The following is a 14,540-nucleotide window of genomic DNA, read 5'->3' on the forward strand; positions in this document are numbered from 1 at the left end:
ATCACCGGCAGTGTTATGTGCATCACAGTATAAAACGGTTACTTCCAGTATATGTTATGTCATCCAAGAACAAAAAAGAAAAATGAACGGCTCAACCCCCTGTCTCGGCCGTTGCGTTGCATACCAGAGGTTGTGGCTGATAGTTGAAAGCATCGGGGTGCAGGTACTCTGCAATCTCTTCCAGCCCGTGCACGATTCTCGGTCCTGGCCTTGAGACGAGGTTGTCGTCGCTGATAGTAAAGACCATGCCGTTCTTGAAGGCATTCGTGTTGATAAGAGGTGTGTTGCAGAGCTCCTCTGCGGTAATGCCTGCGTGGGCGGACAGTATTATTACGTCGGGGTTCCTCTCAAGAACCTGTTCCAGGCTTACCTGGGCCCAGCCGTTCATGTCGGAGAATATGTTCTCACCACCGGCAAGTCTGATCAGGTCATCCTGGAAAGTGCCGCTACCTGGGACGTAAAGCGGGTTCCACCAGGTTATGAAGAGCACCTTTGGCCTGGATGTTCCGGCCACCGTTGAGGTAATGTAGTTAACTTTTGCCTTCATCTCGGCTATTACTGCCCTGGCAGCTTCTTCGCGGTTGGTTATTTCTCCCAGGAGTTCTATCTTCCTGTAAATCCCGCTCATATTCTTGGGGTCTACTATGACTACCGGGGCTATTTTTTCAAGCTCGTTCAGTATGGACATCGAGAAGCCGTCCGCGATTATAAGATCGGGATTCAGGGACGCTATTATCTCAAGGTTCGCATACTGCCCATAGCCGCCTACCCTTGTGATGTTCTCAACAGCCGGAGGAAAGTCGGCCCACTTTGTGACGCCAACCAGCTTGTCCCCTGCACCTATGTAGAACAGGGTCTCGGTTATGCTGGGTGCGAGGGAAACTATCCTTTCAGGTTCCTTCTCGATGGTAACCTGCCTCCCGGCGAAGTCGGTTATGGTGAGGGGGTAGCTCACACGGAAGGCATCGGGGTGGAGCAACTTAGCGATTGTTTCCAGACCGTTTACAACGCGCGGACTCGGGTGTATGAGGTCGTTTTCGTTCTCGATAACGTACACCCTACCCTCCCTGGCGGCTTTTGTATTTGCCAGAATGCTCTTGTAAACGTCCTGGACTGTCATGCCGCAGTGCGGGGTAAGGATTATGACGTCCGGGTCTCTCTCAAGAACCTGCTCCATGCTTACGGTCGGCCAGCCGCTTGTGTCTTTAAAGACGTTCTCTCCCCCCGCAAGGCTGATAACGTCGCTGATGAAGGTGTCCCCTCCAGCGGTCATGAGGGGATTGCTCCAGACGACGTAGAACACCTTGAGTTTTGGTTTACCGGTAACGGCAGAGCCGGTGGCGTTTATCTTTGCATGGAATTCTGCTACTGCCTTCTGAGCGTTTCCGGGAACGTTAAAGACTTCTCCGAGGAGTTCAAGCGCCTTCGGTATGTCTCTAAGGCTGTGCGGATCAACGACAACCACGGGGGCTATCCTTTCAAGGTCGCTGAGAATTGGCGTTGAATAGCTGTCAACGAGTATAAGGTCCGGGTTGAGGGAAGCAATTACCTCCAGGTTCGCATACTTTCCGTAGCCGCCTACCCTGGTGACGTTGGCGACCTCGGGTGGAAAGTCGTCGTAATCGGTAACCCCGACGACCCTGTCGAAAAGGCCGAGGTAATAGAGGTCCTCTGTAATGCTTGGGGCTAGAGTTACAACCCTCAGGGGCTCTTTTTCTATGGTTACAGTCCTGTTGGCGAAGTCTGTAACAGTTACCGGGTAAAGCGGTTTTTCGGCTTCTGTGGATGTCTGGAGAGATGATGTCTGTGGGGTAGTGGTGGATGTCTCAGTAGGACTTGATGGCTGGGATGTGCTTGAGGGGGTCTCGTTACCGCCTATGCATCCAGCTGCTATAACCGCGCCGAACAGCAGAAGCATCAGTAATAGGGCCGTCTTTTTCATTCACACCACCTGGATTATTTGTCCATCACTGATTTGGCTGGGGGTATATAAAGTTGTTGGATATTTTTGCCATTGGAGATAAAAAGAGAAAAGCGACTTCTCACGGTTTTTTGAGTAGCAGAAAAACCAGAACTGCAGCGCCAGTGAGCAGCACCACAGCGACCCCTACAATCCAGACTGGAGTCCTTGACGATGCGGCTGTTGTTACTGGTGTTTCGCTGGTGGCCGTGGTTGGCTCTGCCACAGGGTTTGAGGTGGTCGTGGTGGAAACTGTGAGGTGAGTGGTTTTGGTTGTCTCCTCTGTTGTGGTTGTCGTCGTTACGATGGTGGTTGTGGTTTCCTCAGGCGGGGCCAGCTTCGATGCTTCAAGAAGGGCCCAGCGGAGTAGGTTGGTGACGAACTGCTGGCCATCGAAGAGATAGGTGCCGTAGCGGTTCACCCATATGGGCACGGGACTTCCGTAGGGGCTCTCCCCACTGACTATCAGAATGCTCTCTGCCCCGTTGGGAAGTTTGACGAACTCCACAGCCAGGAGCGTGAACAGCCCCCTGTCCCAGGCTTTGTAGGCCCTTGCCTCCGGGGCGTAGTCGTCCTCTATCATTCCGTTGCCGCTGGTCGTGACTATTCTGTAGACTCCCTCGGGAATTTCACCTGCGATTAGGGGGTGCCATTTCCCGTTTTCGTCCACCCACGCCAGGACACCCGGCTCATGGAAGAGGACCTTGCCCACCTCCCCCTGATAGCCCCTGTTGAGAATACCCGCGTCGGGAGTTTCCAAGTCCACTCTGACGAAGCCCGCCACGTATGCGCTCTTTCCGGCGTTGCTGAAGGTGTCGGTTGCTGTGGCGTAGTCTATCCTCAGTCTGGTGTTTGGTATCGCGGAGAGCAGTTCGTTGACGTTTCGCTGGACGTAGGCGCTGTCCTTTCTGTCGCAGTCCCCTGCAACCCACAGGACTTTTCTCCCCTCTGAGAACCATTTCACGATGGCCTCCATCTCATCGGGAGAGAATCTCTTCCACGGCTGTCCTATTATAAGGATATCAACGCCCTCCAGCGCATCGTACGTTATGCCGTCGCCGAGATGCTTAACACCTGCATTTTCGAGCTCAGGGCTGTAGCCGATGTAGCCCCAGTCATACCAGGAGAGGGCTGGTATCATGCCTTCGGCTATAATCCTCCCCGTGACGGGATCAACTATAGGTGAGACTAGTGCTACCGTCCCTTCACTGTGTGAAACATCAACCGCTATTGTTGCGGCACCCACGTACTGAGAGAAAAAGATGACGAAAATAATCAAGGTGACTGGCACTTTTCTCATTGCCATCCCCTCTTGTTATTTTCCTCGAAATATTGCTCGTGGGTGATAAAAACATTTCCAAACGAGAGAAAATGGGAGCAATAACCTTACTCCTTAATTTTCCCAATCCTGAAGATATCCACGCGGGTTATAATCCCGGCCACCTTTCCTTCCCTGTCCTGAACCAGAACCGCCGGGTGCTCTTCAAGGAGGTACTTGACGACCTCAAGGTCTTCGTCCTCATTGACTATCGGGAAAGGCTCCTCCATGACCTCCATGACCTTCCTGTCGTAGATGTCCTCGTACTCAAGGCTCTGCCTGACCAGTGTCCGCTCCGTCACGGAACCGACGACTTTGTTTCCAGCTATGACGGGAATCTGGGAGATGTTGTGCTCGTTCATTATCTTGATAACGTTTTCAACTAGTTCGTAGGGCTTAACCGAGATAACGGGAGAGGACATGACATCCTTTGCTTTAAGCTGTGCCCTCTTGCATTCGAGCAGGGCCTGCAGGATACGGTTGAAGGTGGATAATCGCGGGTCGACCTTCCCCGCCTCTAGCTTGGCTATATACGCCTGAGTTACGCCCGCCTTCTCGGCGAGCTCTTCCTGCGTTATGCCGAGCTCCTTCCGAATTCGCCTTATCTCCCTGGGATCAATGGGGCGGGGGATTGTCACCATACATAACCACCGGTTATTTATTTCAGTCTTGGAGGTTATAAGTCTTCCTCAGAAAATGTCTGTGGGCCGGGCACAGAGGCCCGCGTTCATTCCCTCGCGCGGGTGGATGCTCCCGGCCCTGTGGGCTCGGCGTGAGCACTCTCCGCTCACGGAACCCGATACCTCGCGGAGGCGGGTAGACCGAGCCCGTGCGAGGAGACGTACTGTCCCCCCGCTGTCGGCAGTTAAAGATAGTGTGGAAAATTTAAAAACCTGCCCCTCATGCGGTCGAGATAAGTATGACTCCAAGAACTGCCAGAACGAGACCTTCCAGTATCTTCCTGTTCGGGGGCTCCTTCAGCAGGACTATTGCCAGAGCGGAGGAGATTATGGGGTTTATCGCCGAGACCGGGGCGGCTATCTGAGACCCCACAAGGTTAACCGAGTATACAAAGAGGTACTGGCCCACCATGAGCCCGGTGATGGCGGCCCCGGTCAGTATGAGCACCTCCTTTGGAGTTACCTGCTTCAGCTCTGGGAGGTATCTTGGGACGAGTACAGAAATTCCCAGTGCCGCCAGCATCATTCTCAGCCCTGCCAGGGTGAGCACATCCATGTATCCTGTCAGCCAGTCCATCGTAAGTATGGCCAGACTCCATGAAACAGGAGCAAGCAGTGCAAAGATAAAGCCCCACGGGTTGATGTTTTCCCTTTCCTCAGCTCTGCGAACCACTATTATTGCCAGGACAACGAGGAGGGCTCCCAGGATTATCTGGATGCCTATCTCTCTCCCAAGGAATAGGGCCGCCCAGAGTATCGCCCAGAGGGGGTATGTCGAGGTTATCGGCACCGTCCTGGAGACACCCATCATGTTAAGGGCGTTGAAGTAAAAGTAGTCTCCCACAACGAAGCCGAACATTGATGATACAAACGCCACCACGAGCAACTTTGGGGGGAGGGAAAACACTTCCTGGAAGGTGCCGTTGGCAAGGAATATGCCGGCAAATATGGTCGAAACTATGTAAAGGCGAATGATATTAACTGCCACGGGGCTCTTGTCCCTCATCCCGACTTTTATGAGTATCGTGGAGGCTGCCCAGGAAAACGCTGAGGTGAGTGCCCCTATGACTCCCAGGAGTGTGCCGTCCATGTTGGAACCGGGGCACATTCAGCTTAAAAACTTAGCGTTTCGATGGAAGACGAACAATTCATATAACCATATACCGCTGAGCCACAACAGACAGGATTAAATACCAAGGATCCAAAGGCCCAACGAATGATGACCTCGGCAGAACTGACGTTCAGGATGATGAAGATCTTGAGTGCTGAAATACTGACCTCCTCCCGGCTAAGGGCGAGGGTTCCACCGGGAAACCCCTAACCCAAGGGCAGGGAGGTTTGAGGGGTCTCATTCAGGCCCAAGATAAAGTTGGGTCTTCAACCCCTCGGGGACGGTCTTGCCCCCGTTACCCCTCCTCTGAGCGTAAAGACCGCTCAGATTCGGGGTTATGGTTTTTACCGCCTTCCTCAAAATGTTAAACGCTCCAACTAAGTCTGCATTGAAAACAAGCCCCGTCGCGGGACACGAAAAAAGACCACGAACGAAGCGAGCCCCATCGTGGGGCCTCCCGCACACGGGACAAGTTTTAGAAGTGAAAGCCTCACCAACAACCACAACAGAGATACCATACTCCTCAGCCACTTCCCTCAAGCGTTTAATCACGTAATTAAACCGCCACACGTGGGAGAGGAGGAAATTCTGCCTTCTCCCCTTATCAGAGTTTCTGGCGATTCCCCTCGGATAACCAACGACAATTTTAGAAACTCCCAAATCGTAAAGCCTTCTAACCGTTTGTCTTACAGCAGTGTTAATGTAGTGTTTTGCCTGAAGTTTCGCCTTCTTGTGAATTCTCTTGAGCTTCCTGCTCGTTTTAGCCCCACTCCTATTGAGTTTTGACTGATACTCTGCAATCTTCTTTCTCCAGTAGAAATCAATGCTTTTAAGTGGCCTTCCATTCACGAGGAAGCTTTTCCCGTTTTCAATGTAAACAGCCCTTAAGTTGTTCACGCCCAAGTCAATTCCAGCCGAAAGGTTGCCCAATGGGTCCCTTGGAACTTTAACCCACTCACCATTTTCAAGCTTTTCCTCAACGTTAAAGCTCACGTGAGCATACCACTTCCTCTTAACGGGGTCGAAAGTGATTTCTAACCTTCCTTGCTTTCCCCTCGGGTGTATTCTTCCCTTGAATTGAATTTTTAGTCTTTTGAACTTTCCAAGGCCTTTGAGGATAAGTTTATTCCCTTCAATCTTGTACTGGTCATTCCTGGGGACAATTGAGGGTTTTCTCCTTCCATCTTCTTTGAGATAGTTTGGTGGTTTTGGCTTGAGCCAAGAGGAAAGTTCTCCGTTGCGTTTCTTCCTTAAGATTGAGAAGAACGAACGCCACGCTTCTGCGTTCTTCCTCGCTATTTGCTGGACTGTGGCAGAACCGATTTCCCGTTTGAACTCCTCGTAGACAGTTTTTTCAGTCTTGTTGAAGTCCACAATTTTGCCCTCGAAGAATTGTTGTCTTCTCATGTAGTTTACTCTGTTCCAGACTTTGACTCCAATGTCAACTAACTGGTGGAGGATTTTCTGTTGTTCTTTTGAGGGTTGGAGTTTGACTGTTACTGTTCTCTTCATCCTAAAGTGTAGTGTGCGTTTTAGGCTTTAAAAGAGTGTCGCTTTCCTGTTTACTTGGTTTAATTGCTCGTTGGATGGTTTATTGCATCACCGCTGTGAACGGCGAGGCTTTCAAAAGAAAAATGTAAAAGAAATCAGCGGAGGATTATGTTTAGCTTCCTCAGCCCTATTCGTATGCCGTACTCCTTTGAGACTTCGCGGAGGACGCGTCTTATTGCGTCTTCGATGTCCTTCTTTATCTTGCTCTCCGAGACCCCTGAGAATGATCCGAAGAGTCCCCCGGTTTCCTCCCTCAGGAAGCTTGCCTCAATATCAACCATCACCGTGGAGTCCCTGATTTCGTGGTTCATTTTGAGCCACTTGAATGTAACCCTGGGTATAAGCTTCATCTCCGCGTGAATCCTGGTCTTCAGGGCATCTATCGCCGGCTCTATGCGGCCTTTCAGCATGGCCTCCTCTGCTTCCTTTCTCTTCTCCTCAGTTAGGGGTGCCAACTCGTCTATCCCTGCCTGCTTAAGGAGCTGCTCAACCTCCTTCTCCAGAAGTTCTTTCTTTGCCAGAATCTCGGAAGCTTTGCTGGAGGTTGCCTTGGGGGCCTCCTTGGCGGCCTTTACAACGGCGGGGGTCAGGACTTCAACGTCGATGTTGTGGACGGTTATGTAGCGCTTTATTGACCTCCCGAGCTCTCTGGCGTGCCTTGTGAGGATGTCCCTGGCGATCCTCTCAACGGTCTCTTTGGTCATCTCAGTCTCTCCGACCATGGACAGGTTAATCTCGAACTCTCTTCGTCCCCTGACATCGAAATACGCCTTCTTGACCCTTACTCCAGCTCCCTCCAGCTCGGTAATGACGGTTCTAGCGTAGGCGCTGAAATACGGCCAGACATCCTCAAGGACGGAGAGGCTTATCCTTCCGTCCTTTGTCACGTTGCCCGTCTTCTTTTTGTCCCTGTCCACGATCTCCTGGGGCTTAATCTCCTGCCCGTCTATCACCACGCTGACGTCCCTGACTATGGGCTTGACCTCGGCTTCCCTGAGAAGAACCGGCGCATATTTGCTGACTGCATGGAGCATCCTCTTCTCCGCGATTTCTATGTCCCTGGAACTGCCATCGGAGTTGCCATATATGTGGACGTTTAGGTAAACCACACCCTCGCCAACGTTTGCGTCGAATTCAATCTTGTTGATCCTCAGCCCTTTGATCCTTTTGGCTTCCTTAAGCAGATCCTCGGCATATGCCTGAAACGCCCTTTCCGGAAGCTCTCCCCCGGTGAGATTGACGATAACTTCTGGCTTTTCCGGAGGAGCAGGTTTTTTCGCCTCTTCCTTCGGAGGAGCGGAGACAGAGGGCTTCTCCTCAGTGATGACCTCGGTCTTTTCCTCCGCCTGTGCTTCCCTCACTGCCGGGACTGCCTTGGGGACTTCCTGCGTAGCGGTCACCGGGACTGCTGATTCTGTCTTTTCCTCTTCCCTTTTCGGCGGGCCCTCCTCTGCCTTTTTGAACAGCTCGTTTAGGGGTATTTTCGGTGTCTGCACGTACACATCAACGTTATCGGCTATTGAAAGCTTGATTTCCAGCTCATCTAGGGTATAAACGTCAACGACCATGGGTTTACCGATGAGTGACTTCAGCAGAGTGATTGCCTCTTCTCCAGTGAGGCCCTGCTTTTTGTCCACGAGAAGGCATTCGGCAGCGAGTATCTTGGAGCGGTCGAGGAGTATTGTCATATAGTACTTCCCGGCGGAGTCCTTGGCGAATATCTTTAGAAACGCGCCGCTGCCCTTTGAGAGGCCTTTCTGGATGAGCTCTCCCAGCTCCCCCGCCGAAGTTACTACCATGTTTTCAATGAGTGGTTGCTTGTCCGGCAACTGCATGCTCATCACCATTAGCTATATATATCCTTCCGCCAAAGAAATCCCGAAAGGAATTCACCGTCTTAGTATATCGGCGCTTGTATTTAAACATTATTGTGCAAAAAGGTGAGAAACATGCGGGTGCTGATACTTGGAGGCGGGGCAATCGGCCGCTCAATAGCAGACTCCCTCAAAGGAGAGTTTGAGATTATGATCATTGAGAAGGATCAGCTTCGGGCAAAAGCTCTCGAAGAGAGTGGGTTCCAGGTCATTCACGGGGACTTTTCATACACCGCAACACTGCTAAAGGCGGGCATAGATAAGGCCGAGCTGGTTATAATCACTGTGATGGACGTGGATACAATAAAGAAAACAGTCTACGTAATAAGGACAAATAACAGGGACGTTCCAATTCTCACTGTCATTCCTGACGAGGTTAGTCTTGACGAACTTGTTTCGCAGATTAACGAGGATTTTGAGGCAGATGTCAAGGTTGACTATGCAATTTCACCCAGAAATGCCCTCAAGGACGCTGTGGTCAGGACGGTCGAAATGCTCGGTGAGAAGAAGAATGCCAACCTGCTTGTGAAAAAGCTCAAAGAGCTGAAGGCAAAGAGCGACTCCCTCCTCATAGTCATGCACGACAATCCCGACCCGGACTCAATAGCCAGTGCAACGGCCTTGAGCGTCATAGCCCAGACCCTTGGCTTTAAGACCCATATAGTGTACGGAGGCGAAATAACTCACCACGAAAACAGGGCGTTTGTTAACCTGCTTGGGGTTGACATAAGGAAGATTTCCCGCGGTTCCTATGAGCTCAAGCGCTATCCGTTCATAGCCCTCGTGGACTGCCAGCCCAACGGAAACCTGACGGTACTGGAGGGCAATGACTACGAAAAGATAAAGATACTGATCGACCATCACCAGATACTCCAGCACCTCCAGGATCTCCTTCCGGACGATGCTTTCCTTGACATAAGGCCGGAGGTAAACTCTTCATCAGCGATACTGGCGGAGTATCTCCGGACCCTTAACATCTCGGTCACACCCGTCCTTGGAACGGCGCTCTTCTACGGTATCTATATCGACACCAAGAAGTTCTCCAAGCTTAGTCATGTTGATTTAAAGGCGATAGAGTTCCTTGCCGGAAAGGTCGACTACGAGCTCCTTGATAAGATAGAGCACCCTGACATAAGCACCGAGACTGCTGAGATTCTTGCCAAGGCCATAATGAACCGCCGCATCTACAAGAACGTTGTCGTCAGTAACGTTGGATTCATAACGAACCGCGACGCGATAGCAGAATCGGCTGACTTCCTCCTTCGCCTTGAGGGAATAACCACTGTCCTCGTTTTCGGCATCGTTGATGACAGGATAGAGATTTCCGCAAGAACCCGTGATGTCAGGGTCAACATAGGGAAGGTCCTGAAGGAGGCCTTTGGTGACATAGGTAGTGGCGGCGGCCACGCACAGTCGGGGGGTGCGAGAATCCCGCTGGGGATCTTCAAGCTTGCCAGAGACAAGAGCTCACTGCTGAGGCTGGCAGAAGAGGCGATAACGGAGAAGTTCCTGGAGGCATTAAAAGTTAAAGAAGGCTGACTCACTCCTCCTTTGCTTTTACCAGTATTATGTCCCCTATCGCGGTAACCCTGTCGTAGGGGACACCTACCTTCTCCCCGGGGAGGCCCAAAGCGAGTACCCTTGCCCGCCCTCTGTCTATTTCGATTAGAATCTCATCGACGTAGCCGATGTAATAACCCTTGGTGTTGTATATCTGCTTCCCATAGAGCCTTGAGAGACGCATCACCATTTTAATCACCGGACTAGGTTGTTGGTGGACATATTTAAACGTTACCTCCTCGGGATGTTTTTGGCCATGGTGAATGCCCATCTCCCCAAGACCGCAAAAAAGGCCAGTATTGCCCCCATGACACCCACAGTGAAGAGGCCGACGACTGCACCTTCCGAACCCTGCAGGGGCTGGTAGCCCTTGAACGTCAGCATTGCGACTGTAAAGCCTCCAAAGTACGTTATAGGCACCAGAAACATGTCGAGAAAGCCGTTAGCACTTACAAGTATCATGACCGCCACGACAACGGCAAGGAACGCGTACACATCGCTGGAGCCAACTGTCTTAACCATCCAGAGGCCCGCGAGAAGGGTTGTTGCCGTGAATCCCAGGGGGAAGGCGTATGCAGATGCCCGTGTGTCCGTTGGATACCTCGCCCCCAAAAGCGCTCCAGCCAGCATTCCTATGTATATTAAATACACAAAGTTCTCGTTCTTCACAGGAGAGTACATCCCAACGGCTATGACAAATCCTACGAAGGCACCGATGCCGGCCCAGGTAAGTACCGAACGCCAGTTCATCCTCTCACAACCTTAACGGTTACTCTGCTCCCGTCCTTGAGCCCCAGCTTCTCCCTGAGGTACACAGGGGCAACTATCTCAGCTATTTTCGGTGGGTGAACGGTTCGGGAGGGTATGACTATTGCTCCCTCAACATCACCTATCTGGACGCGGTAGGCTTTAACATCGCCAAATGTCCGCCCCTCCTTTGAGAATCCGGGCAGAATTACAGGCCTAACGCCACAAAACGCATCAAAGACAGTCTTTGGAAACAGCACACGGACGTTTAATGTCCCGGGATACGGATCGAAGCCAAGATACTCCCTTATCAGGTGAGAATACTGTCTGACATAGTATGCCCCCTCTCCGATTCCTGATATGACCTCACCGATTATTATACCGTTGTAGAGGGCCTCAGAGATAGCATCACAGAGGCTTTCTAGAAATGCCAGCCCTTCGGTACTTATTTCAACGTAGGTCTTTCTCCCGAGCACGTCCTTTTCTATTAGTCCCTCCTCTTCCATCTCCTCAAAGAGCCGGAGAACTGACTGTGGGGAGATACCCAGCTCGTTGGCGAGCTCTCTCAGGGTTATCTTTATCTTTCTGCCAAGCGCGCCTTTCCGGGCGAGCAGTATAAGCATTTGAATCCTTTTCATAGCGTTCCCCTCTTTGACAGCCTGTCAGCGAGCTTCAACGGTATGGGATAGCCGTCCTCAAGCAAAGACGCGACGATTCTCACCGCAGACTCTAAATCGATTAAGTGCCCGACGCTTACATAAGCTTTTCCCACCTTTATGAATCGCTCCTCCGCGACTCCCTTCAGGGGCTTTTTGGCGACACCAATCGTTGGTTTTCCGAGCAACAGGCCGATGTGGGAAGCGAGGCCGTACCCCCGGGGATGCGCCCTCCCGTGCCCCTCGACAAGAAGGACGTCAAAGCTCTCGCCTCCAACGGCCAAGAGCACCGGTCTTGTCTCCCTCAGGAAAAAGAATGTGGGGATGTAGGGAAAGGCAACTCTCATCTCGATTACCCTGGTTTTCAGGATCCTGCAGTCAGGAAAGGAGCAGAGGACAAAGGCCGCCCTGGCGGTATTTCCGTAGGAGACATCGACTGCCCCGACGGTTTTTATTCTCTCCGCCTCAACTGGTCTTTCCACTATCCTCCGGGCAAGCTTCCGCTGGAGCTCTCCAATTTTCCTGAGCTTTTTGTCCATTTCATTAATCACATAATCACCTAATTATGTAATTAAGTAATTATTTGCTATCATTTGCCACCGCCTCAAGCTTCTCCTCCAGCGTTCTGCTCAGCTTTGCCCTCGTCAGGTCTTCAAGGGTTCTCTCCAGTATGTGTCTTGCCTGATCCTGCTTCTGACGCACGTTGACAAGCCCTTTGGGGTACTCAAGGACCATGAGATCTTCGTAGACCTCCTCCATGAAGCGGTAGGTCCTCTCAGCTTCATCCAGGTTTCCGTCGAGCAGCAGGAGGAGGAAGTGCCTTCTCAGCTCACCTATAAAGTCCCCAATCCCGAGTGCATAATCGGCGTGGGGTACCCCGAGTTCCTGGGGCGACGGGAACTTTCTTCCCGTTCTATACGCAAGGAATAGGGTCGCCTCCACGAACTCCTGGTGGGCGTTCTGGACGTAACCGCTGTGGTATAGGTCAGGGTGCTCCCTGAGCTTTTCACTGAGCTCTTCAACCTTCCTGCGGGCCAGTTTCAGTCTTTCCTCTGCTTTCGCCATCTCACCCCTGTGAAGGGCTTTTATGGCGTCCCCACTGAGCCTCACGATTTCGCGGGTGAGCCTCAGTGCCTCTTCCCTAAGAGCGTCCTTCTCGTCGAGAACCTCGCGTATCTCACTTATAATTTCCTTCAGTCCCATGCTCCCACCGAGAAAAGTTGTCCTGAAGGCTTAAAAAGTGTAGGCCCGGCCGATCCCCCGCCTTCATGGAGTGCCCAACGGCTCCCTCAGGCAGTCCGGAGGCCAAGCCCTGTCCGCCCGGCATCGTCGCACCCGCTCATCGCTGCCCTAACGCTCCCGGGCCCGGGCCACCGGGCGTGTCGGATGCCTTCGTTATGGAAAATTTTCGGGAAAAATTTTAAGGATTTCGGATTTAATAACTACTGGGAATATTACGTATATAGCTTCATGCCGAAAATTATATAAGCAGATGAACAGACCCGTCCATGCAAATCAGGAAAGAGGTGACGATCATGGCTGAGAAGGTTAGGAACATAGTGGTTGAGGAGCTCGTAAGGACTCCCGTTGAGATGCAGAAGGTCGAGCTAGTTGAGAGGAAAGGTATAGGGCACCCGGACAGCATAGCCGACGGCATAGCCGAGGCAGTCAGCAGGGCCCTCAGCAGGGAGTACATAAAGAGATACGGCATAATCCTGCACCACAACACCGACCAGGTTGAGGTTGTCGGTGGTAAGGCTTACCCGCGCTTTGGTGGCGGTGAGGTCATCAAGCCGATCTACATACTCCTCTCGGGTAGGGCGGTTGAGATAGTTGACCGTGAGCTTTTCCCTGTCCATGAGGTTGCAATTAAAGCAGCACGCGAGTACCTGAAGAGAGCCGTCCGGCACCTCGACCTTGAGAACCACGTCGTCATCGACTCCCGCATTGGCCAGGGAAGCGTGGACCTCGTCGGTGTCTTCAACAAGGCCAAGGAGAACCCGATTCCTTTAGCGAACGACACCAGCTTTGGAGTCGGCTACGCGCCGCTCAGCGAGACGGAGAGGATAGTCCTTGAGACCGAGAGACTGCTCAACAGCGATGAGTTCAAGAAGAAATACCCCGCCGTCGGTGAGGACATCAAGGTCATGGGTCTCAGGAAGGGCGACGAGATAGATATCACCATCGCCGCCGCCATAGTTGACAGCGAGGTTCAGACCCCTGACGACTACATGGCCGTTAAGGAGGCGATCTACGAGGCGGCCAAGGGGGTTGCCGAGCAGCACACCGAGAGGAAGGTCAACATTTACGTCAACACCGCCGACGACCCTGAGAGGGGCATCTACTACATAACCGTCACCGGGACCAGCGCCGAGGCCGGCGATGACGGTTCCGTTGGAAGGGGCAACCGCGTCAACGGACTCATCACCCCGAACAGGCACATGAGCATGGAGGCGGCCGCCGGTAAGAACCCGGTCAGCCACGTTGGTAAGATCTACAACCTCCTCTCGATGCTCATCGCCAACGACATTGCCGAGCAGGTTGAAGGAGTGGAAGAGGTATACGTCAGGATACTCAGCCAGATAGGCAAGCCCATCGACGAGCCGCTCGTTGCCAGTGTTCAGGTCATCCCGAAGAAGGGCTACCGCCTTGAGACCATCCAGAAGCCGGCCTACGAGATAGCGGACACATGGCTCGCCGACATAACCAAGATCCAGAAAATGATACTCGATGACAAGCTCAGCGTCTTCTGAGCCTGCTCCTTCTTTTATCCCTACGTGGGCCAAAATTGTGGAAGGATCAAATGGCGGGGTAGCCGTTCTGTTTGAGAACCCTTACGAGCTTCGCTTCCTCTGCCATTAATGCAATCTTCTCCTTTTTTACCTTTGCAAGCTCCCTCATGGAGGCCTTTTTCTGGCGGGCGACCCTTATGAGCTTTGCCTCCTCAAGCATGAGGAGCTCCTTCTGCTTCTTAACAACATGCAGCCTCTTCTGGAGCAATTTGAGCCTCTCCATAATGAACCACCTGGCCTATATAGAAACTATAGTCCTTAAAAGGTTTTCGCCAAATGCTACATATACAT

At 52.1% G+C, this 14,540-nt stretch carries 13 protein-coding genes and 1 pseudogene; 2 read left to right on the forward strand and 12 right to left on the reverse strand.

What is annotated here, in order from left to right:
- Nucleotides 1-91 precede the first annotated feature (91 nt).
- The 6 genes and pseudogenes from A3L14_RS05150 to A3L14_RS05175 form a co-directional block, all read right to left on the reverse strand.
- Nucleotides 92-1,942 (reverse strand): ABC transporter substrate-binding protein, encoded by a 1,851-nt coding sequence (locus tag A3L14_RS05150; RefSeq protein WP_055428697.1) that lies wholly within the window; start codon nucleotides 1,940-1,942, stop codon nucleotides 92-94.
- A 100-nt stretch (nucleotides 1,943-2,042) separates the two neighbouring features.
- Nucleotides 2,043-3,260: a hypothetical protein gene (locus tag A3L14_RS05155; RefSeq protein WP_055428698.1), complete on the reverse strand. Its 1,218-nt coding sequence runs from the start codon at nucleotides 3,258-3,260 to the stop codon at nucleotides 2,043-2,045.
- Nucleotides 3,261-3,346: 86 nt separating this feature from the next.
- Entirely contained in the window at nucleotides 3,347-3,919 is a 573-nt protein-coding gene (locus A3L14_RS05160; RefSeq protein WP_055428699.1) for a CBS domain-containing protein, read from the reverse strand.
- Nucleotides 3,920-4,178: 259 nt separating this feature from the next.
- Nucleotides 4,179-5,048, reverse strand: a complete 870-nt coding sequence (locus tag A3L14_RS05165) for a DMT family transporter (RefSeq protein WP_055428700.1) — start codon at nucleotides 5,046-5,048, stop codon at nucleotides 4,179-4,181.
- Between the two features lie 227 nt (nucleotides 5,049-5,275).
- Nucleotides 5,276-6,581: pseudogene (locus tag A3L14_RS05170) on the reverse strand (RNA-guided endonuclease InsQ/TnpB family protein).
- A 134-nt stretch (nucleotides 6,582-6,715) separates the two neighbouring features.
- Nucleotides 6,716-8,455 (reverse strand): hypothetical protein, encoded by a 1,740-nt coding sequence (locus A3L14_RS05175; protein WP_074631239.1) that lies wholly within the window; start codon nucleotides 8,453-8,455, stop codon nucleotides 6,716-6,718.
- Nucleotides 8,456-8,569: 114 nt separating this feature from the next.
- Between A3L14_RS05175 and A3L14_RS05180 the strand changes: the two genes are divergently transcribed.
- Nucleotides 8,570-10,033, forward strand: a complete 1,464-nt coding sequence (locus tag A3L14_RS05180) for a DHH family phosphoesterase (RefSeq protein ID WP_055428701.1) — start codon at nucleotides 8,570-8,572, stop codon at nucleotides 10,031-10,033.
- A gap of 1 nt (nucleotide 10,034) precedes the next feature.
- On the opposite strand, the gene A3L14_RS05185 is transcribed toward A3L14_RS05180, so the two are convergent.
- Genes A3L14_RS05185 through A3L14_RS05205 form a run of 5 tightly spaced genes read right to left on the reverse strand, consistent with a single transcriptional unit; the run spans nucleotide 10,035 to nucleotide 12,660 of the window.
- Nucleotides 10,035-10,244 carry a PRC-barrel domain-containing protein gene (locus tag A3L14_RS05185; RefSeq protein ID WP_055428702.1) on the reverse strand — a complete coding sequence of 70 codons (210 nt, stop codon included), beginning with the start codon at nucleotides 10,242-10,244 and terminating at the stop codon, nucleotides 10,035-10,037.
- A gap of 41 nt (nucleotides 10,245-10,285) precedes the next feature.
- On the reverse strand, nucleotides 10,286-10,804 hold the full coding sequence (locus A3L14_RS05190) for a hypothetical protein (protein WP_055428703.1): 519 nt from the start codon (nucleotides 10,802-10,804) through the stop codon (nucleotides 10,286-10,288).
- A complete protein-coding gene (locus A3L14_RS05195) occupies nucleotides 10,801-11,439 on the reverse strand; it encodes a DUF120 domain-containing protein (RefSeq protein ID WP_055428704.1) in 639 nt (212 codons plus the stop codon). Before A3L14_RS05195 ends, A3L14_RS05190 begins: the two co-directional genes overlap by 4 nt.
- Nucleotides 11,436-11,996, reverse strand: a complete 561-nt coding sequence (locus A3L14_RS05200) for an endonuclease V (protein ID WP_055428854.1) — start codon at nucleotides 11,994-11,996, stop codon at nucleotides 11,436-11,438. Before A3L14_RS05200 ends, A3L14_RS05195 begins: the two co-directional genes overlap by 4 nt.
- Before the next feature lie 40 nt (nucleotides 11,997-12,036).
- Nucleotides 12,037-12,660 (reverse strand): translin family protein, encoded by a 624-nt coding sequence (locus tag A3L14_RS05205; protein ID WP_055428705.1) that lies wholly within the window; start codon nucleotides 12,658-12,660, stop codon nucleotides 12,037-12,039.
- 332 nt (nucleotides 12,661-12,992) lie between these two features.
- Between A3L14_RS05205 and A3L14_RS05210 the strand changes: the two genes are divergently transcribed.
- Nucleotides 12,993-14,210 (forward strand): methionine adenosyltransferase, encoded by a 1,218-nt coding sequence (locus A3L14_RS05210; protein ID WP_055428706.1) that lies wholly within the window; start codon nucleotides 12,993-12,995, stop codon nucleotides 14,208-14,210.
- 46 nt (nucleotides 14,211-14,256) lie between these two features.
- Here A3L14_RS05210 and A3L14_RS05215 read toward each other — a convergent pair whose 3' ends face one another.
- On the reverse strand, nucleotides 14,257-14,472 hold the full coding sequence (locus tag A3L14_RS05215; RefSeq protein ID WP_055428707.1) for a hypothetical protein: 216 nt from the start codon (nucleotides 14,470-14,472) through the stop codon (nucleotides 14,257-14,259).
- Between the last annotated feature and the right edge of the window lie 68 nt (nucleotides 14,473-14,540).

The sequence above is a fragment of the Thermococcus thioreducens genome (assembly GCF_002214545.1).
GTDB classification, from domain to species: Archaea; Methanobacteriota_B; Thermococci; order Thermococcales; family Thermococcaceae; genus Thermococcus; species Thermococcus thioreducens.